The organism is Sphingomonas plantiphila (assembly GCF_046000505.1).
In the GTDB taxonomy this organism is placed as follows: domain Bacteria; phylum Pseudomonadota; class Alphaproteobacteria; order Sphingomonadales; family Sphingomonadaceae; genus Sphingomonas; species Sphingomonas plantiphila.
Genome location: NZ_JBELQC010000001.1, coordinates 1,715,308 through 1,736,611, shown reverse-complemented (window position 1 = coordinate 1,736,611; position 21,304 = coordinate 1,715,308). Strand labels below are relative to the sequence as shown.

At 66.7% G+C, this 21,304-nt stretch carries 24 protein-coding genes; 7 read left to right on the top strand and 17 right to left on the bottom strand.

Going from position 1 to position 21,304, the window contains the following annotated elements; translation table 11 throughout:
* Nucleotide 1 precedes the first annotated feature (1 nt).
* From ABS767_RS08230 to ABS767_RS08200, 7 genes are all read right to left on the bottom strand, one after another.
* Nucleotides 2-937 (bottom strand): TraB/GumN family protein, encoded by a 936-nt coding sequence (locus tag ABS767_RS08230; RefSeq protein WP_408077863.1) that lies wholly within the window; start codon nt 935-937, stop codon nt 2-4.
* 42 nt (nt 938-979) lie between these two features.
* On the bottom strand, nt 980-2,083 hold the full coding sequence (locus ABS767_RS08225; RefSeq protein WP_408077862.1) for a glycosyltransferase: 1,104 nt from the start codon (nt 2,081-2,083) through the stop codon (nt 980-982).
* Entirely contained in the window at nt 2,080-3,126 is a 1,047-nt protein-coding gene (gene leuB / locus ABS767_RS08220; RefSeq protein WP_408077861.1) for a 3-isopropylmalate dehydrogenase, read from the bottom strand. The genes ABS767_RS08225 and leuB overlap by 4 nt, the downstream gene beginning before the upstream one ends.
* Nucleotides 3,127-3,175: 49 nt before the next feature.
* Nucleotides 3,176-3,907 carry a DNA repair protein RecO gene (recO, locus tag ABS767_RS08215; RefSeq protein WP_408077860.1) on the bottom strand — a complete coding sequence of 244 codons (732 nt, stop codon included), beginning with the start codon at nt 3,905-3,907 and terminating at the stop codon, nt 3,176-3,178.
* 9 nt (nt 3,908-3,916) lie between these two features.
* Nucleotides 3,917-4,840 (bottom strand): GNAT family N-acetyltransferase, encoded by a 924-nt coding sequence (locus ABS767_RS08210; protein ID WP_408077859.1) that lies wholly within the window; start codon nt 4,838-4,840, stop codon nt 3,917-3,919.
* The gene (locus ABS767_RS08205; RefSeq protein WP_408077858.1) at nt 4,837-5,790 is read right to left on the bottom strand and encodes a polysaccharide deacetylase family protein; all 954 of its coding nucleotides are present in this window, start codon (nt 5,788-5,790) and stop codon (nt 4,837-4,839) included. The genes ABS767_RS08210 and ABS767_RS08205 overlap by 4 nt, the downstream gene beginning before the upstream one ends.
* A 254-nt stretch (nt 5,791-6,044) precedes the next feature.
* Nucleotides 6,045-6,365 (bottom strand): hypothetical protein, encoded by a 321-nt coding sequence (locus ABS767_RS08200; protein WP_408077857.1) that lies wholly within the window; start codon nt 6,363-6,365, stop codon nt 6,045-6,047.
* A 101-nt stretch (nt 6,366-6,466) separates the two neighbouring features.
* On the opposite strand from ABS767_RS08200, the gene ABS767_RS08195 reads away from it, so the two are divergent.
* From ABS767_RS08195 to ABS767_RS08185, 3 genes are all read left to right on the top strand, one after another.
* Nucleotides 6,467-7,306: a 23S rRNA (adenine(2030)-N(6))-methyltransferase RlmJ gene (locus tag ABS767_RS08195; RefSeq protein WP_408077856.1), complete on the top strand. Its 840-nt coding sequence runs from the start codon at nt 6,467-6,469 to the stop codon at nt 7,304-7,306.
* A gap of 149 nt (nt 7,307-7,455) precedes the next feature.
* Nucleotides 7,456-8,685 (top strand): DUF2254 domain-containing protein, encoded by a 1,230-nt coding sequence (locus ABS767_RS08190; protein ID WP_408077855.1) that lies wholly within the window; start codon nt 7,456-7,458, stop codon nt 8,683-8,685.
* Nucleotides 8,686-8,703: 18 nt separating this feature from the next.
* A complete protein-coding gene (locus ABS767_RS08185; RefSeq protein ID WP_408077854.1) occupies nt 8,704-8,997 on the top strand; it encodes a hypothetical protein in 294 nt (97 codons plus the stop codon).
* Nucleotides 8,998-9,083: 86 nt separating this feature from the next.
* On the opposite strand, the gene uvrC is transcribed toward ABS767_RS08185, so the two are convergent.
* Entirely contained in the window at nt 9,084-11,000 is a 1,917-nt protein-coding gene (gene uvrC / locus ABS767_RS08180; protein WP_408077853.1) for an excinuclease ABC subunit UvrC, read from the bottom strand.
* Nucleotides 11,001-11,081: 81 nt separating this feature from the next.
* Here uvrC and ABS767_RS08175 point away from each other — a divergent pair, with 81 nt between their 5' ends.
* The gene (locus ABS767_RS08175; protein ID WP_408077852.1) at nt 11,082-12,521 is read left to right on the top strand and encodes a S41 family peptidase; all 1,440 of its coding nucleotides are present in this window, start codon (nt 11,082-11,084) and stop codon (nt 12,519-12,521) included.
* Between the two features lie 65 nt (nt 12,522-12,586).
* Nucleotides 12,587-13,906, top strand: a complete 1,320-nt coding sequence (locus ABS767_RS08170; RefSeq protein ID WP_408077851.1) for an amidohydrolase — start codon at nt 12,587-12,589, stop codon at nt 13,904-13,906.
* Here the strand turns inward: ABS767_RS08170 and ABS767_RS08165 are convergent.
* The 7 genes from ABS767_RS08165 to ABS767_RS08135 all read right to left on the bottom strand — a co-directional run bounded on the left by ABS767_RS08165 (nt 13,896) and on the right by ABS767_RS08135 (nt 17,780).
* On the bottom strand, nt 13,896-14,288 hold the full coding sequence (locus tag ABS767_RS08165) for a YidH family protein (RefSeq protein WP_408077850.1): 393 nt from the start codon (nt 14,286-14,288) through the stop codon (nt 13,896-13,898). The two genes, ABS767_RS08170 and ABS767_RS08165, sit on opposite strands and share 11 nt — an antisense overlap.
* A 66-nt stretch (nt 14,289-14,354) precedes the next feature.
* Nucleotides 14,355-14,933: an outer membrane protein gene (locus tag ABS767_RS08160; protein WP_408077849.1), complete on the bottom strand. Its 579-nt coding sequence runs from the start codon at nt 14,931-14,933 to the stop codon at nt 14,355-14,357.
* A 251-nt stretch (nt 14,934-15,184) separates the two neighbouring features.
* A complete protein-coding gene (locus ABS767_RS08155) occupies nt 15,185-15,814 on the bottom strand; it encodes a F0F1 ATP synthase subunit B family protein (protein WP_408077848.1) in 630 nt (209 codons plus the stop codon).
* A complete protein-coding gene (locus ABS767_RS08150; protein ID WP_408077847.1) occupies nt 15,807-16,298 on the bottom strand; it encodes a F0F1 ATP synthase subunit B family protein in 492 nt (163 codons plus the stop codon). Before ABS767_RS08150 ends, ABS767_RS08155 begins: the two co-directional genes overlap by 8 nt.
* A gap of 65 nt (nt 16,299-16,363) precedes the next feature.
* Nucleotides 16,364-16,591, bottom strand: a complete 228-nt coding sequence (locus ABS767_RS08145) for a F0F1 ATP synthase subunit C (protein ID WP_408077846.1) — start codon at nt 16,589-16,591, stop codon at nt 16,364-16,366.
* A 43-nt stretch (nt 16,592-16,634) separates the two neighbouring features.
* Nucleotides 16,635-17,399 (bottom strand): F0F1 ATP synthase subunit A, encoded by a 765-nt coding sequence (locus ABS767_RS08140; protein ID WP_408078674.1) that lies wholly within the window; start codon nt 17,397-17,399, stop codon nt 16,635-16,637.
* Between the two features lie 63 nt (nt 17,400-17,462).
* Nucleotides 17,463-17,780, bottom strand: a complete 318-nt coding sequence (locus ABS767_RS08135) for an AtpZ/AtpI family protein (protein ID WP_300495037.1) — start codon at nt 17,778-17,780, stop codon at nt 17,463-17,465.
* Between the two features lie 160 nt (nt 17,781-17,940).
* Between ABS767_RS08135 and radC the strand changes: the two genes are divergently transcribed.
* The gene (radC, locus tag ABS767_RS08130; RefSeq protein WP_408077845.1) at nt 17,941-18,633 is read left to right on the top strand and encodes a RadC family protein; all 693 of its coding nucleotides are present in this window, start codon (nt 17,941-17,943) and stop codon (nt 18,631-18,633) included.
* Between the two features lie 10 nt (nt 18,634-18,643).
* Here the strand turns inward: radC and ABS767_RS08125 are convergent, their stop codons facing one another.
* Nucleotides 18,644-19,015, bottom strand: coding sequence for an excalibur calcium-binding domain-containing protein (locus tag ABS767_RS08125; protein ID WP_408077844.1), 372 nt, complete (start codon nt 19,013-19,015; stop codon nt 18,644-18,646).
* 87 nt (nt 19,016-19,102) lie between these two features.
* Nucleotides 19,103-19,687, bottom strand: coding sequence for an EF-hand domain-containing protein (locus tag ABS767_RS08120; protein ID WP_408077843.1), 585 nt, complete (start codon nt 19,685-19,687; stop codon nt 19,103-19,105).
* Between the two features lie 295 nt (nt 19,688-19,982).
* On the opposite strand from ABS767_RS08120, the gene purB reads away from it, so the two are divergent.
* Nucleotides 19,983-21,296, top strand: a complete 1,314-nt coding sequence (gene purB, locus ABS767_RS08115; protein WP_408077842.1) for an adenylosuccinate lyase — start codon at nt 19,983-19,985, stop codon at nt 21,294-21,296.
* Nucleotides 21,297-21,304 lie beyond the last annotated feature (8 nt).

The following is a 21,304-nucleotide window of genomic DNA, read 5'->3' as shown; positions in this document are numbered from 1 at the left end:
CCTAGCGCCAGACCGGACCCTTGATCGCCAGTCCGCGCGCCTCGATCCGGTCGAGCACCCCGCCCTTCTCCGCGAGTACGCGGATCGGGACAACGGCCAGCGTCACTCCCGGCTCTGCAACCGCCGCGTCGATCGCGTCGACCCACTGGTCGCGCAGCGCGCCGCCGAAGCTGTCATCCGTCCATGGCCAGCAGCGTCCCAGCGCCGTCTCCAGCGGGTTGGCCATCACCGCAGGAATATCGAAGCCGGTCCACGCCTTCCCGCGCGCCGTCACGATATCCGGGCCGATCTCAGCCGCCGCCATCGCGGCATCGAGGCACGGGAGATGCGTCTCCGGAGCCGCGGCGAACAGATTGTCGAGCATATCCTCGCCCCGCATCTCGCCGACCGGGTGCGTCGGGATATCGGCGCGGCGCGCCGCCTTGCGCACGACGTCCGTCGCATCGTCGCCGGTGTCCCTGGTGAACGCCAGCCGTCGCGAGAGCAGGTCGAACGCGGTCATCAGGAAGTTACGCCGGTCGTAATCCTGTTCGTATCGCACCGCGAGCGCGCGCAGCCGTGCCAGTCGCGGCGCATCGAGATAGTCCGCCGCGACCTTTCCGTCGGGGAGCTTGGTCAACTTTCCGCCGCGGAAGATCAGCCGCAGGATGTCGCCCGGCGACACCTTCGCCCTGGTGCCCAGAATGATGCGCTGCGCCCCGCCGGCCGCCCGCTCCAGCCGGTCGGGATACCAGGGCGTCGCCTTGGGCACGTTGCGAATCTCGCCTACCACCAGCAGGACCCCGGTCGGGGTCTCCACGGTCCACATCGGCGCGCCGGAGTTCCGCGCGGTCACCACCACCTCTTCGGCAGCGTCGGGCACTGCGTCCTGCGCGGCGGCGGGAAGCGTGGAACCCGCGCAGAGCAGCGAGAGCGAGATGACGAGCTGGCGGATCATTGTGCGATGGTTACCGGCAATCAAAGCGCCAATAAGGCAGCCTCAGTATCGGCCCCACACGAAGCGCGACGACAGCGCGAAGTTCCATACTGCCGCGACGGCGATCCCAGCCAATGCCGACGGCGCCCATTGCGCCTGCTGGACGTCGTGCAGGAACGCCGCGACGCCGATATTGGCAACCGCGCCCACCGAACAGACGACGCAGAAGCCGACCCAACCGTCTATGAGCGCGCGAACACCCCGCAGCCGCGCGTCGCGATAGGTCAGAGCATTGTTGAGGAAGAAATTGAACGTCATCGCGATCAGCGTCGCGACCATGGTGCCGGTGAGAAAGCTGTAGCCGAACAGGCGGTAGAAAAGCCACAGCGCCGCAAAATGCACGCCTGCGCCGAGCGCACCGATTGCGGAGAACATCACGAACCGCACCGGGATAACGCGGCCGAACATGCGGTCGTACAGCGCGATCAGGAACTCCATCGCGACGACATGGTCAAGCTTGCTCTCTCCGATCTGCCGCGTGCGGAAGATATAGGGGAGTTCGACGAAGCTGAGCGCGCGTGGGCTGGCGGTCAGGATGTCGAGCAAAATCTTGAACCCGATCGCCGAGAGATGCGGGATGATGCCACGCACCACATCGCTGCGGATCATGAAGAAGCCGCTCATCGGATCGCTCAGATCCGCCTTGAGCACCTTGCGCGAAATCCGGGTGGCGAGTTCAGACTTGGCCACGCGGTCGCGGTCCCATTCGCCGGTGCCGCCGCCTTCGACGAAGCGCGATCCGATCGCGACATCGAGCGACTCGTCGGCCTGAAGCGCGTCGAGCATCCTGGGTAGCAGCGTCTCGTCATGCTGCATATCGCCGTCGATCACCGCGACGAACGGGGCGGCGGTGGCACACATCCCTTCGATCGTCGCCGAAGAGAGGCCGCGCCGTCCGATCCGCTGGACCACCCGCACCCGCGGATCGGAACGCCCGATCGTCCGCGCGGCATCGGCGGTGCCGTCGGGGCTGTTGTCGTCGACGAAGATGACTTCCCAGCTGCGCCCGGCCAGTGCCACGTCGAGCGCCGCGACCATCACCGGGATGTTGCGCGACTCGTTGAAGGTCGGAACGACGACCGCTAGTTCGAGCGCGGCTGTGCTCACCCGAGCGCCTTCACAACCGCATCCCCCATCGCTTCGGTCGAGAGCGTTCCGCCAAGATCCGCGGTGCGCGCGCCGCCGGCCAGCGCCTCGGTCACCGCCGCTTCGATCCGGTCCGCCGCATTGTCCATTCCCAGCGAATAGCGCAGCAGCATCGCTGCCGACAGGATCGTCGCGCACGGATTAGCCTTGCCCTGCCCGGCAATGTCGGGGGCGCTGCCATGGATCGGTTCGTACAGCCCCTTGCGCCCGGCACCGAGCGAGGCGGAGGGGAGCATGCCGATCGATCCCGCACACATGCTCGCCTGATCGGACAGGATGTCGCCGAACAAATTGCCGGTGACGATCACGTCGAACTGGCCGGGGTTGCGCACGAGCTGCATCGCGGCGTTGTCGACATACATGTGCGTCAGCGCGACATCGGGGTAATGCGCCGACATCTCGGTCACGACGTCGCGCCACAATTGCGAGGTTTCGAGGACATTGGCCTTGTCGACCGAGCACAGCTTGCCTTGGCGGACCCGTGCCGTCTCGAAGCCGACCTTTGCGATCCGTGCCACCTCGTCCTCGGCATAGGACATGATGTCATAGCCCTCACGCCGGCCATCGGCGGTGGTGCGCATCCCTTTTTCGCCGAAATAAACATCGCCGTTGAGCTCGCGGACGATCACCATGTCGATCGCGCCCGCCACCTCCGGTCGAAGTGCCGAGGCATCCTCGAGGCCGGGGAATAGCTTGGCCGGACGCAGATTGGCGAACAGGCCGAGTTCCTTGCGCAGGCCCAGGATCGCCTGTTCGGGGCGGAACTGCCGCTCGAGCGCGTCGCAGCGCGGATCGCCGACCGCGCCGAACAGGATCGCGTCGGCGCGCTTGGCGAGATCGAGCGTCGCGGGCGGGAGCGGATGCCCGCTCTCCAGATAGGCCGCGCCGCCGACGGCAGCTTCCTCGAAGCTCAGGTCCAGATCGAGCGCGTCGAGCACACGGCGTGCCTGTGTCGTGACTTCCGGGCCGATCCCGTCGCCGGGAAGGATTGCGATCAACGGCATGGGCTCTCCACCTGCTCAGGATGCAGGCCCCTTGCCGTGCTGTGACGCGTCACGCAACCGCCCTGTTGAGGCGGTCGACCAGTCGCTCCCGCGCCGCCAGCACTTCCGCCGCCCTGCCGTGGAGCAGGTCGCGTTCGAGGAAATGGCCGGTGAGGCGCAGGCCGTCCAGGATGTCGTCCCATTCCGCCGCGCCGCCGGTGCGGACAAAGGCGGGGAGCGGAAGCAGGCGGGCCTCGTAGCCGGCGGCACCGGAGACGCTGACCGCCATGCCGCTTTTCGGGCTGACGAATGCCAGATCCTCGGTCGCGCCGGTGGCGGCGCACTGGTCGAGATCGAGGCCGAAGCCGAGCAGCGCCAGCAGCAGCAGTTCGTAGCGGACCAGCGCCACCGCCCAGCCCCTTGCCGCCGGAGCGGCTTCGATGGCGTCGAGCAGCCCGCACAACGCCGAGTGAAGCGGCGGATAGGGCTGGCCTTCCGGCAGCGCAGCGGCGGTCAGCGCGGTGGCCCAGTCGAATGCCGCGGCGGGCAGCGGCTCGCGGAACATCGGGGCGCGGCTGTGGACCAGTTCCGCCACCAGCGCCGGCAACTGCTCATCGGTCCTGGCGCGCCAGTCGCCGAGGATGATATTGCCCGGCTGGAGCACCGGGCGGTGCTGTCGCGAGCGACCGCCCCGGACATAGCCAGCCATCAGGCCGGCCTCGGCGGTCAATGCCCTCACGATCGCCCCGCTTTCGCCATGCGGGCGGATCGCGAGGATGATGGCGGAGGTGCGCAGATGCATGGGCCGGGCTTAGCCGCGGCGCAGCTTCTTTGACAGCTTCTCCAGTCCCGCCGCCTCGACCAGCGCCTTGCCCCCCGCCACGGTGCGGTTGAACCCGCCCAGCGCAGCGGTGGTCACGCGGTTGGTCAGGCTCGGCCGCAGCAGCAGCAGATCGACGCACGGAACGCCGCCGGTCGAATATTGCCGTTTGTGCTGGCCGTCCCCCTCGGTGAAATCGAACCGCGCGAATCGCCCCTCGTCGAACAGGTCGCGAAACGCCTCGATCTGCAGCACCGCGCCGGGGGACAGGTCGTTGAACGCCGGATCGTGGCCGACATATTCATAGACCAGCGTTTCACCCTGTGCCGGGCAGTAGAGGTAGGCGGCCGGCTCACCGGCGATGAACAGCAGCCAGGCGCGGACATCGTCCGCCGCCGCCGCGGTCAGCATGCCGCGAATGAATTCAGGGGTCGCCGGAAGCCCCTCCCCCATCAGCTTTTCCTGATAGGTGCGCAGCGCAATGCGGCGGGCGATGTCGTGGAACGCCTCAAGCTCTGCGGGCGTGCGATAGGCGCGGATGTCGAGATCGCCGCCGGAAACCTGCGCGATCTTCTTGGCCTTGCGCTTCGCCCCCTGCCGCGCATTGCCCGACAGCCCGGCCATATAGGCGTCGAACCCGCCGGACAGATCGGCATAGTAACGCGTGTATTTCTGGCGGACGAAGCCGATCATCTTGCCCGAGGCATAGACCATCGCCTCGAGCCGATCCTCCGGCAGCGAGGTGACGACATAGCCATGCGCGTCGCGCGGCAGCGGCGGGAGAACGGGCAAGCGGCCATCGCGCGCTTCGTCGAGGCTGAGCGGCACGCGGACCATCGCGCGCTGAACCGCCATCAGGGTGCGTGCGCCGATGCGGAAGTTGAGCGGGGTCGGGCGGACGGCGGCGGCGGTCATGCCGCGCGCTCCGACACCAGGTTCGACCAAAGCTGCTGCGCCTGTCGCACGCGGGTGCGGATCACGCTAGGGCCGAGCGGGGCGTCGTCGTGATCAAGCGGCAAGTGGGTGAGATCGGCGAAATGCACCGTCTCCAGTCCCGCGCGGCGATCGGCCAGCATCGCGCACAGCGCGTCGAACCGTGCGACATGCACGGCATTGGGGCGGGTCCCGGCGCGGTTGGCCAGTTCGAAGCCGTGGCTGACGATCGTCACTGCGGCATGGCCCGCCGACACCGCATGGTCGAGCGCGTCGCGCATCTCGGCAGTGGAGAGCGCGCAGATCTGGAAATGGCGCAGATGGCCACGCACATCCTCGATCAGGGTGACCGGCACCTCGATCACGTCGCGATGCGCCACCGGGGCGATCTGGCGCGGGGGCAGGCCGATCGCGCTGGGCCAGGGATGCTCAGAGCCGTTATGACTGCTGTCATAACGGATGCCGAGTTCGGCGAGGGCGGCGAGCGTATCGTCGCTGGCGCTGTAGCTGCCCGATCGGAACGCGACCGGCCGCGGTGCCCCGGCGGCGACCAGCAGGTCGGACGCAGCGCGGATCAGCTCGCGCTGTTCAGCAAAGGTGAAGTCGATCAATTCGAACGACGCGGCGGCGCTGCGATCATTCTCCCGCGCGGCGGCCCAATTGGGGTGGAGGTGCAGCTGCACCTCCTGCCCCGCCGCCAGGATCGCATCGACGACGCGGCGGATCGGATCGAGGCCATAGGCGACGGCGGGCATCGGATCGACGAAGAACGTCGCCTTGAGCCCGTGCTCTGCAAACCGACGCAGCTGATAGCCGATGCCGACCCCGGCAGGCTCGAGCGAGCGCTCCGCGATCTCGGCGATCGGCAGCCCGGCGGCATGGTGCCGCCACATGAGTTCGGTATCGACGGTCAGGAATGCGCGCGTGGGCATGGCGGCGGCGTAGCGGAGAGGGGTGAAGAAATCGCAAAATGGAGCGGGCATTGCTGAACGGCGTCGTTCAGTATGCTGACAATTCTGACAAGATTCCCGTATGTGAGGGGCGCCGCCTGACACATTCGCGCGGTGAAGGCGTGCGGGGATGGCGGGACGCCGGGCATGGCAGGAAGTCTAGCGATTCGGGGGCTTGTAGGACAGCCCCTGGGGTGGCGTTACGGTGCAGCCTTCACCGGGCGGTATCAGTCACCTCAATTCCCTTCGGAATCGACCATGAATACCACCGGCTTTCCCCGCGTTTCCGGCTCCCATCCCGCCGACAGCGCGGCGCGGACGCAGCGCGAAATCGTCGCGTCATCGAGCTGGAGGCGACCGGGCGGCAACCCCTTCATCAACCGCTTGGGCGGGGGAAATTCGACCAGCGCTTCGCGCCGGGCATCGCGCTGCTGCAGGGAGATTGTCATGCCCCGCCATCCTTCGTCATCGGACAGATGCGGCTCGCGTTGCAGGTGCCAATCGTAGAGGATGCCATCGACCTGGACGGCACCGCCCTTGCTTTGAGATTTCGACATGTAGGCGCCCTAGCATGACCGATCTTGCAAGGACTAGCCGAACGTCTAGGCAAGCGTTGCCAGAGGCCCGAGGGGCAGAGCGGCAGGGCTTTGGGTTTTCAATGAATTATCGCCACTCCTTTCACGCCGGCAACAGCGCCGATGTCGTCAAACACAGCCTGCTGATCGCGCTGGTCCGGGCGTTACAGCTGAAAGAGGGGGCACTGACCCTGATCGACACCCATGCCGGGTGCGGGCTCTATGACCTGGGCGGCGAGCAGGCCCAGCGCACCGGCGAGGCGGCGCAGGGGGTGATGCGGGTCTTTGCCGACCCACATCCTTTGCTGGACGACTATCGCGCCGCAGTACAGGCGGTGAATGTCGGGGCAGAACCGAAACTCTATCCGGGATCGCCGCAGGTCCTCGCTCAGCTACTGCGCCCGCAGGACGCGCTGATCCTGAATGAGAAACATCCCGAAGACGCGTCTTCGTTGCGCGGCGCGATGCGCGGCACGCCTGCTGCCGTGCATGAGCGCGATGCCTATGAGCTGTGGCTGGCGATGCTTCCGACCCGAACCGCACGCGGCGTGGTGGTGGTCGATCCGCCGTACGAGCAGACCGACGAGCGTGCGCGGATCACCGCCACGCTCGCCGCGGCGCACCGCAAATGGGCGCATGGCGTGACGGTCATCTGGTATCCGCTGAAGGACCGCACGACGCATCAGCAGTGGAAGAACAAGCTGCGGAACCTGCGCATCCCGAAAATGCTGGTCGTCGAGCATTGGCTATATGATGAAGACCAGCCCGGCATCTATAACGGCGCGGGGCTGTTCATCGTCAATCCGCCCTATGCCTTCACGCAGGCGCTGCCGCCGCTGCTGGAAGCGCTCCGCGCTACCCTTGCGCCGGACGGGCATCGCGGCGCGATCATGGCGGACTGGCTGGACCGGGACGGCCAGTAATCGGCTGCGGCCATCTGAGGCCCCCTGCCCGCCCCACCGCGACCGATGAACATCAGTCACTGGCCGCGCCCCTCCCCCTCCTCCGGAACCTCCCCCGCCGCGGTGGGTTTGACCCCAATGATCGTTACGAATCCGGTTCGTTCTACACCATGAGTCGCTGGCGCTGGGTCTGGCGATTGTTGTCGCGGCGGCTGTGGTTCCGTGCTGCCGCGTTTTCGGTGGCCGCGGCGTTGCTGGCGCTGATCGCACCGGTGGTGGCGCCGCTGATCCCCTATACGCTGGGAGCCAAGATCGGCGCGGATGCGGTCGACAATATCCTGGGCATCATCGCGTCGAGCATGCTGGCGGTGACCACATTCTCGCTGACGGCGATGGTCTCGGCCTATGGCGCGGCGACGTCGAACGTCACGCCGCGCGCGGTGGCGTTGCTGGTCGAGGATTCGACGTCGCAGAACGCGCTGTCGACCTTTCTGGGCGCGTTCCTGTTTGCGATCGTCGGCATCTGTGCGCTGTCGACCGGCTTTTATGGCGAGCAGGGCCGCGTCCTGTTGTTCGCGGGATCGATCGCACTGATTGTGGTGATCGTGGTGACGCTGCTGCGCTGGATCCAGCATATCGCGCTGCTCGGCCGGGTGCACGACACGATCACGCGGGTGGAGCGCGCCGGGATCTCGGCGGCCGAGCGGATGCAGCATCGTCCGCGCATCTCGGGCCTGGCGGTCGCGCCGGTGCCGGCGGAGGCGGAGCCGGTGCGGTGCACGGGGCGGATCGGCTATGTCACCAATATCGATGTCGGCGAGCTGGGCGAGGTGATGGGCGATTGTGGCGGTACGGTCCACCTGGCGGTGCTGCCCGGAAGCTTTGTCGATCCGGGGCGGGTGCTGGCCTGGGTGGTCGGCGGCGACGAAGAGGTGCGGACGCGGGTGGCCGATTCGATCACGGTGGAGCGCGACCGCAGCTTCGATCATGACCCGCGCTTTGGCCTGATCGTGCTGTCCGAGATCGCATCGCGCGCGCTGTCGCCGGCGGTCAATGATCCGGGGACGGCGATCGCGGTGCTGGGCGCGCAGCTGCGGGTGTTCGACAAGATGGCGCAGGTCGAGGGGCAGCCGGCCGATGACCGCGTGGTGTTCCCGGCGCTGGAGATCGAGAAGCTGGTGGTCGATGCGTGCCGCCCGATCGGGCGCGACGGCGCGGGCCATGTCGAGGTGGCGGTGAAGCTGCAGAAGATGCTGGCGGCGCTGGCGGGAATCGCGCCCGACTGGGCGGCGGCGGCGCGGCATGCGGCGGAGGACGCGAAGGCGCGGGCGCGGACCGCGCTGACGGTCGAGGAAGAGCGGTTGGCGGTGGCGCGGGCGTTTGAGGATTGGCCGGATTAGGGGAGGACAGCCAGGACGATGGAGTTGATGCCGAACGATAATCCGTCAGCCTTCAAAACATTCATGGACGGATATTGGAATCAGACGGCAAGCGACGTGTACAATGACTTCGGCGCAGCATTGTCTGATTACAAACGCACAGAGGGCAACGAAGCGTATAAGCGTTTGATAGTGGAAATAGAGGAGCTTCGCGCTGTCGGACGTTTCCCGCGTCTGGCGGATATCCGCTGTGCCTACGCTGATCCTTTCTGGAAGGACTACGATCGGATTATCGTGCAGGAGGATGTGGAGGCTGTCGATCCTCTAGCATGACGCTCCGGTCGGTAGCTTTATCACCCGCCAGCAAGCGCCCGGTCACCGTCGCCGATCGCGCCCATTTTTAGCCCAACAGGCTCACCTCACCGCGAGTGGTAGAAGTCGTAGACCTGCTGCGCGACAGCCGCGCTGACTCCCGGCGCCTTCTGTAGATCTTCGAGACTCGCCCCCCGCACCGCCCGCGCCGTGCCGAAGTGCATCAGCAGCGCCTTCTTGCGCGCCGGGCCGATGCCGGGGACTTCGTCGAGCGGGCTCGCGCCGATCGCCTTGGCGCGCTTTGCCCGGTGCGCGCCGATCGCGAAGCGGTGGACTTCGTCGCGCAGCTTCTGGATGTGGAACAGCGCGGGCGCGTTGGTCGGGAGCATCCGTTCGCTGCCGTCCATCAGGTGGAACACCTCGCGCCCCTCGCGGCCGTGATGCGGGCCCTTGGCGACGCCGACCATGCACACGTCCTCGATCCCCAGTTCCTCGAGCACGGCGCGCGCGGCGCTGAGCTGGCCCTTGCCGCCGTCGATCAGGACGAGGTCGGGCCACACGCCCTTGTCGCGGTCGGGGTCCTCCTCCTGCGCGCGGGCGAAGCGGCGGGTGAAGACTTCGCGCATCATCGCGAAATCGTCGTCGGTGGCGGCGCTCTTAATGTTGAACTTGCGATACTGGCCCTTGCGGAAGCCCTCCGGCCCGGCGACGATCATCGCGCCGACCGCGGCGGTCCCCTGGATATGGCTGTTGTCATAGACCTCGATCCGGTCGGGCGGCTCGGCCAGCCCGAACAGGTCGGCGATGTCGCGCAGGATCTTCGCCTGTGTGGTCGATTCGGCCATGCGGCGGTCGAGCGCCTCGACCGCGTTGCGCTGCGCCTGTTCGAGCAGTCGCCGCCGCGTCCCACGTTGCGGCATGCCGATCGCGACCTTGTGCCCGGCGCGTTCGGCAAGCGCTTCGGAGAGCAATTTGAGTTCTTCGAGGTTGCGATCGACGAAGACAGTGCGCGGCGGGGGGACCTCTTCGTAGAATTGCATGAGGAACTGGCTCAGCACTTCGTCCTCGGGCACGTCGGCGGTGTGCGCGGGGAAGAAGGCGCGGTGGCCCCAATTCTGCCCGCCGCGGATGAAGAAAGCCTGGATGCCGATCTGCCCCTGTTTGGCGGCCATGGCGAAGATGTCGGCGTCGCCCACCCCCTCGGCGTTGATCGCCTGCGACCCTTGGATGAAGGTCAGCGCCTTCAACCGGTCGCGCAGGATCGCGGCGAGCTCGAAGTCGAGATTCTCGGCGGCGGCCTGCATCTGCTCGCCGAGTTTCGCCTGAACCTTGGTCGACTTGCCCATCAGGAAGTCGCGGGAATCGGACACAAGTTCGGCATAGCCCGCCTTGTCGATACGATCGACGCACGGGGCCGAGCAGCGGCGGATTTGGTAGAGCAGGCACGGGCGGTCGCGGGTGTTGAAGAAGCTGTCGGTGCAGCTGCGCAGGAGGAACAGCTTCTGCAGCGCGTTGAGCGTCTTGCGCACCTGTCCCGCCCCGGCGAACGGGCCGAAATAGTCGCCCTTGGCGCGGCGCGCGCCGCGATGCAGCTGGACGCGGGGGAAATCATGATCGCCGCGCAGCAGGATGTACGGGAACGACTTATCGTCGCGTAGCAGGACGTTGTAGGGCGGGCGGAAGCGCTTGATCAGCTGCGCCTCGAGCAGCAGCGCCTCGGCCTCGTTGTTTGTCGTCACCACGGTCATCGACCGCGTCTGGGCGATCATGCGGCGCAGGCGGTTCGAGAGCTTGGCCGGCTGGGTGTAGTTGGCGACGCGGTTCTTGAGCGCGCGGGCTTTGCCGACATAGAGCACGTCGCCGCGCGCATCCTGCATGCGGTAGACGCCGGGGCGCACTGGCAGCGTCTTGAGCACGTTGCGGATCGCGGCCACGCCGGCGTCTAGATCGGGCGTCTCCGACCCGCGCACGGCGTAGGTTGCGGTTTCCTCGTTGAAGCGGCTGGGGGAATTGGGGTCCGACATGCGTCGTCCGATCTAGGCACTGGATCGGGGCTAGGCCAGAGCCCAATCAGCGTGTATTACTTAAATAGTACAGGAGGGCACATGCGGAGATTCGCGGGGGTTCTGATCGGGCTCGCCCTGATGACGGGCAGCGCGCAAGCGCGGGACTGGGACCCCGCGCCATGGCTCGCCGATGTCGCGCAGATGCGCGCGGCGTTCGAGACGAAATACGCCAATCGCGACTGGCTGGAACGCGAGCGCGGCTGGGAGATCGACAAGCGCTTCGAACAGATCGCCGCGCAGGTGAAGGCCGCGGGGAGCGATGCCGAGGCGCGGGCGATCCTCGACCGGGCGATGCGCGGTATCGGCGACGGCCATGTCTCGCTGCGCTGGCCGCGCCCGCGGCCCGCCGTCGTCGCATCGGCGGTAGATGAAGCGCCGGCCCCGACTGCCCAGGCGCTGTGCGCGTCGATCGGCTATGACGCGCGCAAGGCCCGGCCGGGCATCGCATCGGCGCTTCCGGGCTATCGCCCGCTCCCTGTCGCTGGTGTCCTCGACGCCGGAACCGCGCCGTCTGGCGACACGATCCTAGGCGTGCTGCGTATCCCGTTGTTCGACCCCCAGGCATTTCCCCAGCTGTGCACCGATGCGGTCGCCGCGCTGAAGCTGCCGGTGGACCAGCCGTGCGACGACGGATGCCAGGGTGAAATCATCACCCGCGCTTTCGCCGCGCTGACCCGCGATGCGGAGGACCGGCTGCGGCAGTTGCGTGTTGCGGGCGCCAGTGTGCTGATGGTCGATCTGACCGGCAACGGCGGCGGTAGCGAGTGGGCCGAGGCGGCGGCGCGGATGGTGACGCCGCGACGGCTGACCTCGGCACCGTTGGGATTCGTGCGCGGCGAACACTGGTCGCGCAACTGGGCGGCACTGGGCGAACGCCTGCGCGGATGGGCCAAGTCGGCACCAAAGCAGGATCGCGCCAAGTTACTCGCGCTGGCCGTGAAAGCCGATGCCGCGCGCGTGGTGGCCGACACGCCGTGCGACCCGGCGACCGGGTGCGACTGGCTGGGCCGGGCGGGCTATGCCACCGGGCTGGTAGGGACAGCCGCGCCGGGCGAATGGCTCGCCACCGATTGGGGCGGTTGGGTCTTCAGCGCGGGTCAGCATGATTATCACGAGGGGGTATGGGGCGGCCCGGTGACGGTGCTGGTCGATCAGGAGACCTGGTCGGCGGCGGAGGAGTTCACCGCGCTGCTGCAGGATGCCGATACCGCCGTGATCGTCGGCGCGCGCACCGGGGGCGCGGGCTGTGGCTATACGTGGGGCGGCATGCCGACGGTGCTGACCCATAGCGGTGCGACGCTGTACCTGCCCGATTGCGCCCGCTTCCGCGCCGATGGCAGCAACGAAGTGGCGGGAATCGTCCCGGACGTCACTATCGGCTGGCGCGCCACCGACAGCGAGGCGTTTCGCGCGAAGCTGCTCGCGGCGGCGCTTCCGGCGGCGATCGATCAGGCACGCGCGCAGGCCGGCCGTCGCTGAGCGGGGCGTTGCGTGGACGCCCCCATCTGATAGCCTGTCCGCAAACGCCATTGGGGGATCGTCACATGCGCCTGCTCACCGCCCTGCTCGCCTCGTCGCTGCTCGCCACGCCTGTCTTGGCCGAGCCTGACTTCGCCCCGGCGGTCGAGGCGGACTATAAGGCGCACCTCGAAAAGCTGTTCATCGATTTCCACAAGAATCCCGAACTCTCGTTCAAGGAGAGCCGCACCGCCGCGATCATGGCGAAGGAGTTGCGCGCCGTGGGCGGGATCGTGGTGACCGAGAAGGTCGGCGGGACCGGCGTGGTCGGCGTGATGAAGAATGGCGACGGGCCCACCATCCTGCTGCGCGCCGACATGGACGGGCTGCCGCTGAAGGAAGACACCGGGCTCGCCTATGCCTCCACGGTGACGCAGGAGGATATCGATGGCGTGGTGAAGCCGGTGATGCACGCCTGTGGCCATGACGTTCACATCACGTCGCTGATCGGCACCGCGCGGCAGCTGGCGAAGATGAAGGATCGCTGGAAGGGCACGGTGGTGTTCGTCGTGCAGCCGGCCGAGGAGCGGATCGGCGGGGCGCGCAAGATGATGGAGGACGGGCTCTATACCCGCTTCCCCAAGCCCGATTATGCGGTGGCGTTCCACGTCACCTCCGGCTTCCCGACCGGCAAGATCGGGCTGGAGCCTGGGATCAGCTCGTCCTCGTCCGACAGTGTCGACATCACCATCCAGGGTGTCGGTACGCACGGCGCCGCGCCGCATATGGGCAAGGACCCGATCGTGATGGGCGCGGAGATCGTGATGGCGCTGCAGACGCTGGTCAGCCGCGAAATCGCGCCGCTCAAGCCCGGCGTGGTGACGGTCGGATCGTTCCATTCGGGCTTCAAGCACAACATCATCAGCGACAAGGCCGAGCTGCAGCTGACGGTGCGTTCGGACGACGAAGAGACGCGCAAGACGCTGCTCGACGGGATCAAGCGCATCGCCACCAATGTCGGCCGCATGAACGGACTGCCCGATGACAAATTGCCGCAGGTGCGCGTGGGGTTCGAATCGACTCCGGTGACGCGCAACGATCCGGCGCTGACCGGACGGGTGCGCAGTGCGTTCACGACAGCGTTCGGCGCGGACATCCTGCGCACCGAGCCGCGCGAGAGCATGGGTGCGGAGGATTTCGCCTATTTCATCGAGAAGGATCTGGGCGTGCCCGGTGCCTATTTCGTGGTGGGCGGCACGCCCCAGGCCGATCTGGATGCGGCGAAGCGCGGCGAGAAGACGCTGCCCGCACACCATTCGCCCTTCTTCAAGATCGATCCGGAGCCTTCGGTCACGCTGGGCACGACGGCGATGACGGTGGCGGTGCTTGACCTGCTCAGGAAGTAGCCGCGCCGTCGATCAGCCACAGCGCGACCAGGAGCGCGAGCGCGCCGACGGTGTAGACCCAGGCGATCAGGCGCATGTTGAGCGAGCGCAGGGTATGGATATTGTGCGCGGACAGCCGGGCCTGAATCGCGCAGGCGCGGCGTTCGGCCATCCAGATGATCGCGACGCCGAGCGCGATGAAGATCGTCGCGATCACCCGGGGCAGCCAGGCCGGCTCGAGCGCGCCGAACAGGACGTGAAAGCCCAGGCCAATGCCGATCGTCGCCAGCGCCGTCCGCGCCCAGCCGCTGAAGGTGCGCTCATTGGCGAGCAGCGTGCGATCCTCGGCCAGGTCCGTACGGTCTTCGGCGAGCTCCGAGCGAGAGGGGGTGTCGTCCGCCATGGCGGCCCAACGCACCGGGATCGCCGGAGTTGCCCGCGCGGAGCGGAGTCCGCGCGGGCGTATCGATCAGAAGCGGACGCCGACCGCGACCGTCCCCTGGTGACGACGATCCGCGCCATAGTCCGAATAGCGATATTCGGTGCGGATCAGGAACTTGCCGGCGTCATATTCGAGGCCACCGCCCAGGCGATACCCGTCGTCATTTCCTTCGAAGCGCAGATCGGGCGATGCCGCCGTCGACGGATCATCGAATGTCCCGGTCGCGCGCGCGTTGGTATAGCCGGCCTTGCCGTAGAGCATCAGCGAAGGGTTGAGCACGACACCGACGCGACCACCGACGTAGAGGTCGCGGCCAAAGCTGGTGCACGACCGCACTGCCGTTCCCCCCATGGTATAGCAGCCGTCCATCGTCGATCCGGTGGCTTCCGCTTCGACGCCGTAACGCAGCTTGCCTTCGCCGAGATCGTAGGTGACCGCGCCGCCATAGACGAAGCCGGTCAGCGGGTCGCCCGGACCGCTGCTGGTATGGTCGATGCCGCCCAGCGCCACCACGCTGGCGCCAGTGAAGGGTTCGGCATCCTGGGCGGCTGCGGGGAGGGCAACAACGGCCAGGGAAGCGGTCAGGATCGAAGCAATCAGACGCATACACAATACCTCACAACAGGATGGCCGGCGCCCTTCGTGCCCGCAATTGTTGCGCGAAACTCGCCCAGCCAGGACCGGAGAACCCGGCCCGACTCCTCGATCGTTTCGGCATCGGGCGCAATTCGGCCCGAATTGTGTCGGCGGCGTAATATGTTGCCGCAAGCCTGACGGTTCGTTCATCCGAACCATATGCAAACGGAAAGGGGCGCCGGCCACTGGCCGACGCCCCTGTTCACGTCACTGGACTTCGCTCAGTTGAGCCGCGACAGGCCCGCGATCGTCCGGTCGACCAGCGCCTTGTCGGCGCCGGCATCGTGCTTCTGCGCGATGATCGTGCCCGCAGCCGTGGCAGCCGCCTGCGCCGCCTTGGCGCGCACCTCGTCGAGCGCGGCACGCTCGGCCGCGGCGATCTTGTCCTCGGCCATCTTGGTGCGGCGGCGGATCAGATCCTCGGCGTCGGCCTTGGCCTTCACCAGCAGCCCCTGAGCCTCCTCATCGGCATGGGCGACCATGGCGGCGGCCTCCTGCTCGACATTGGTGAGCTTGCGCGCATACTCGTCGCGCAGCGCCTCGGCCTCAGCGCGGAGCTGGTTGGCTTCGTCGAGTCGGGTGCGGATCGCGGCGATCTGCTTGTCGAGCATGCCGCCGATCGCCGACGGCACCTTCTTCCACACGACGATCAGGATCAGCCCGAGCATCGCGATCGCGACCCACATCGTCGCATCGATGCCGAACACCGCCGGCGTCGCATGATGGACGGCGCCGGGCGCCTCGACCGTGGCATCGGGCAGGCCCATGCCCTTGCCCTTGGCTGCTTCGCTCAGATTCTGGGCGACCGGATCGGTGCCGGTGGTTGCCGTCACTTGTGCCTGTTCAGCCATTGAGTGCCGCCTTCACTGCGTTGCCGGCTTCCGCCGCCGTCACGTTCACCCCCGACAGGCGCGCGACGATATCGCGCGCGGCGTCGGTCGCGACCGATTCGATCTCGCCCGCTGCAGCGGCGCTCGCCTCCGCGATGCGGGCCTCCGCCGCAGCCACGCGACCCTCGATCTCGGCATTGGCCGATGCGAGCGCGGCGTCGGTCTGGGCCTGCCCCTCGGCGCGAGCCTCGGAGAGGCGCTTGCGTGCCGCTTCACGCGCCGCATTTTCCTGCGCACGCCAGGTCTCTTCGGCCTGGTCGGCCGCCACGCGTGCCGCTTCCGCAGCCGCAAGGTCGTTCGCCACCGACGCGTCGCGCGCGTCCATCGTGGTCGAGACCTTGGGCACGATGCCCAGGCCGACGATCACGAAGGTGAGCCCGAAGGTCAGCAGCAGCCAGAAGATCTGCGACGCATAGGTCGCCGCGATTTGTTCGATCTGGGGCATTGTCGGTCCTCTCGCGGTCCGTCCTCAAGCCCGCCCCGTATACAGCATACGGGGCGGCAGAGACATCAGGCGACGAAGATCAGCAGCACCGCCACGACGAACGCGAGCAGGCCGAGAAGCTCGGCAGCCGCGAAGCCGATGAACATGTTGCCCTGCTGGCTGGCAGCCGCGCCCGGATTGCGCAGCGCGCCCTGGAGGAATGCCGCGAAGACGTTGCCCACGCCCAGCGCCGCCAGACCCGCACCGATTGCCGCGAGACCGGCACCGAGCAGCTTGAAAGCTTCTGCGTCCATTGAAATCACTCCTTCGAAAAATCAGTCGTTGGTTGGAAAAAACTCAGTGATGATCGTGCAGGTGCACCGCGTCGTTGATGTACAGCGACGTGAGCAGCGCGAACACATAGGCCTGAACGCCGGCGACCAGCAGCTCGAGCGCCGAGACGCCGAGCATCAGCGCGAAGCTGGGCACGCCCACGAGCACGCCCCAGCCGGCGCCGGCATTGGCCGAATTGATGATGAAGCCGGCCAGCACCTTGAGCAGGATGTGGCCTGCGGTCATCGCGACGAACAGTCGCAGCGCGAGGCTGAACGGGCGGACCATGAACGAGACGAACTCGATCGGCGCCACGAGCAGCAGGACCGGGATCGGCGTCCCCTTCGGCACGAACAGCGAGAAGAAGCGCAGGCCATGCTTGGCAAAGCCGACCACCAGCACGATCGAGAAGGACAGGATCGCCAGCACGCCGGTGATGGTGAAATGGCTGGTCGCGGTGAACGGATGCACGCCGGGCACCACGCCGAACGGCAGCAGGCCCATGACGTTCGCGAACAGGATGAACATGAACAGCGAGAAGACGTAGGGGAGGAACTTGCGCCCCTCAGCCCCGATATTCGCCTTGAGAAGGTTATCGATGAAGCCGGTGAACCCCTCGACCGCCATCTGCCAGCGGCCCGGAATCACCTCACGCTTCATGCCGCCCAGCATGAACAGCCATAGGGCAATCGCCGCGAGCCCCATCCACAGCGCGCTGTTGGTGAAGGCGATCTGATGCCCGCCGATGGTGAACATGTCGGCAATCGACGTCACCTCGAACTGGTGCATCGGATCGATCTTGCCCGCTTCTTCAGCCACGCCCGTTTCCCATGTAACGCAAGCGCCCGAAAGTTACTTCGAGCGCTGGTTCGAAATCCTGATGATGTTCCTGAACGCGCTGACGATGCCCAGGGCAAGCAGCGTGAGCAGGAGCCATGGCGAGGTTCCCAGGAACCGATCGAGCACCCACCCGATCAGCGCCCCCCCGACCATTCCTCCGATCAGCTCGGCGAGGACGCGGTTGCCCATGCGATAATCCCGATCGCCGGCCTGCTGCCCCTCGCCCCGCCGATCCGCCTCTTCGGATTTCGCCCGCGCCAGCCGCTCGTTGAGCGACGTGATGCGGCCATCCTCCTTGAGGGGGTCCAGTCCGGGCTCGTTCTCGGTCATTTCGTCTCTCCACCAGCATCATACCAGGGCGAAACGCATGGGCCGAGCGGCGAGCCCGCCAAGGCACGCGCGCTTTAGAAAGGGGGGCATCCCGAGTCAACCGCGGTGCAACATTGTTGCAACCCTTCCCCGCCCGTCCGGCTGCCGCTAAGCTCCGCTTATGGGGGACGGCGGCAGCGATGCGATCACCGACGGCACCGGGCATCGCGCCCGCCTGCGCGCGCGCCTGCTTGCGGATCATGACGCGCTGCTCGACCATGAGCTGATCGAATATCTGCTCGCACTGGCGATTCCCCGGCGCGACACCAAGCCGCTGGCCAAGGCACTGCTGCATGAGTTCGGCGGGATCGCCGGACTGCTGACCGCCGATGCCGAGGCGATCGCGCGGGTGCCGGGGATGGGCGAGACATCGGTCGCGGCGCTCAAGATCGCGCATGCCGCGGCACTGCGGCTGCTCAAGGGCGAGGTCGCGGCCCGGCCGATCCTGTCCAACTGGCAGGCCCTGCTCGACTATCTGCGCGCAGACATGGCGCACCATGCGATCGAACGGGTGCGGGTGCTCCACCTCAACAGCCGCAACATGCTGATCCGCGACGAATTGATGCAGGAAGGGTCGGTGGACGAGGCACCGGTCTATGTGCGCGAGGTGATCCGCCGCGCGATCGATCTGGGGTCGACTGCGATCATCCTGGTCCACAACCACCCGAGCGGCGACCCCAGCCCGAGCCGCGCGGACATCGAACTGACCCGCAACATCGTCGAGGCGGGCAAGCGGCTGGGAATTGCGGTGCACGACCATATCGTGCTCGGCAGCGGCGGGCATGTCAGCCTGCGCGCGCAGGGGCTGATGTAACGCGAGCCGATCAGCGATGGGGTTCGCAGGCGATGCCGTCCCCGTCGCCGTCCATGCCGCTCCGATAGCCGGGACTGCCGCGGTGGATGGGAGCCACGCCGGCGGCGCGCGCCTCGTCGCAACCGGAGAAATAGCGACTCCGCTCAACCGCGGCGATTTGCTCCGGGGAGTGCGTGGACAAGGACCATATCGATTCGATTTCCGGTGCCATCACGAAGGTAATCGCGCCCACCGCCGCGCAGGACACGAAGAGTTGAGCGCCAAAGCTTGCCTCCTGACCGCGCCGCCGCGGACGCGATCTGCCCTTGGCTCTGCCCGAAGGATGCCCCGTCATTTCGAACACATCACCTGAGCGGCGTTGACGAATGGTTTTGACAATCATTCATGGCGAGACGACCGCCGGAGCGAACTCCGACGGCCGTCTGCAAGCGGGCCAGATGCGAGAGGACCCGCTCGGGAGGGGCCTCGTTTACGACGCGGCGGCGGGGGCCAGGAACGCCTTCAGTTCCTCCTTGCTGACGCCACCCGACTTGTCCGCATCGGCAGCAGCCAGGGCGCGGCCAATCCATTCCTTGTCGGCGGCGGACTCACCGGTGAACGCCGGCTCGCTCGCCGAACGCAGCGCGACCATCCAACTGCCGAACTCTTCCGACTTCAGGTTGCCGTCGGCATCCTTGTCATAGGTCGGAAAACCCTGGTCGATGATCTGGGCGATCTGGGCGGCATCCGCAGGCTTCTGGCCAGCGGTCGACGCCGACTGTTCCGCCGGAGCAGCCTCAGCCGGGGTCGCCTGGGTTGCCGGCTGCTTCACCTGCGCCGTCTGTTCCGCCGCCTGCGGCTCAGGCGTCGGGGCCGGCTCAGGGGTCGGGGTGGGTTCCGGCGTCGGGGCAGGTTCCGGGGTCGGCGCCGGGGTCGGATCCGTCATCGGCTCGGGCGTCGCGTCCGGCGTTTCCTGGGGGACGGGCTCGGTTGCCGTATCGGGAGCAGTCTGCTCCTGCGGCGCCGAAGACTGATCGTCCTGCATGTCCTGCGCAAATGCAGGGGCAGAAATCATGACTGCACTAGCCAGAAGGATTGATTTCAACATTGATCTTCTCCTGTTCTATTTCCGAATTCCATAATGAAAAACCGTCACTATTCGGATTTCACGTACGAGGTCTCAACGAGTGATATAATTGTCACGTTCCCTGAAAAAATTAGTAAGTCCTCGTCTTGTCGGCGATCAGCTTCAACTTGTCGCGATTCCGGTTTGATTCTGCGACGAGCGGATGGATCGGACCGTATCCGGATCGATTTGCCGCCCCGGCGGGGCTTTGCTAGGGGCGCCGCGTCCCACGAAAGGCTCTCCCATGGTCCCCCGCTATTCCCGCCCCGCAATGACCGCGATCTGGTCGCCGGAAACCCGCTTCGGCATCTGGTTCGAGATCGAGGCGCATGCGACGCAGAAGCTGGGTGAACTGGGCGTCGTGCCCGAATCCGCAGCCAAGGCGCTGTGGGACTGGTGGGCGACCAACCCGACGATCGACGTCGCGGCGATCGATGCGATCGAGGCGGTGACCAAGCATGACGTGATCGCGTTCCTGACCTGGGTCGCGGAAAATGTCGGCGACGAAGCGCGCTTCATGCACCAGGGGATGACATCGAGCGACGTGCTCGACACCTGTCTGGCGGTGCAGCTGACGCGGGCGGCAGACATCCTTTTGGAAGATCTCGACCAGTTGCTCGCGGTGCTCAAGCGCCGTGCGTACGAGCACAAGCTGACCCCGACGATCGGCCGCAGCCATGGCATCCATGCCGAGCCGGTGACGTTCGGGCTCAAGCTCGCCGAGGCTTATGCCGAATTCAGCCGCTGCAAGACACGCCTGATCGCCGCGCGCGCTGACATCGCCACCTGCGCGATCTCGGGCGCGGTCGGCACCTTTGCCAATATCGATCCGCGCGTGGAGCAGCATGTCGCCGACAAGCTGGGCCTGACGGTCGAGCCGGTGTCGACGCAGGTGATCCCGCGCGACCGCCATGCGATGTTCTTTGCGACTTTGGGCGTGATCGCCAGCTCGATCGAGCGGCTGGCGGTCGAAGTGCGCCACTTGCAGCGCACCGAGGTGCTCGAGGCTGAGGAATATTTCTCGCCGGGGCAGAAGGGTTCGTCGGCGATGCCGCACAAGCGCAACCCGGTTCTCACCGAAAACCTCACCGGCCTCGCCCGTATGGTCCGCGCCGCCGTCATCCCGGCGATGGAGAATGTCGCGCTGTGGCATGAGCGCGACATCAGCCACTCGTCGGTCGAGCGCTATATCGGGCCGGACGCGACGATCACGCTCGACTTCGCGCTCGCGCGGCTGACCGGGGTGATCGACAAGCTGCTGGTCTATCCCGAGCGGATGCAGAAGAATCTCGACCGCATGGGCGGGCTGGTCCACTCGCAGCGCGTCCTGCTGGCGCTGACCCAGGCGGGCGTGAGCCGCGAGGACAGCTATCGCCTCGTCCAGCGCAACGCGATGAAGGTGTGGGAGAGCGACGGCGAACTCTCGCTGCTCGAGCTACTCAAGGCCGATGACGAGGTCACCGCCGCGCTGTCGCCGCAGCAGATCGAGGAGAAGTTCGACCTCGACTATCATTTCAAGGCGGTCGATACCATTTTCGAACGGGTATTCGCGGATTGACGGCACGC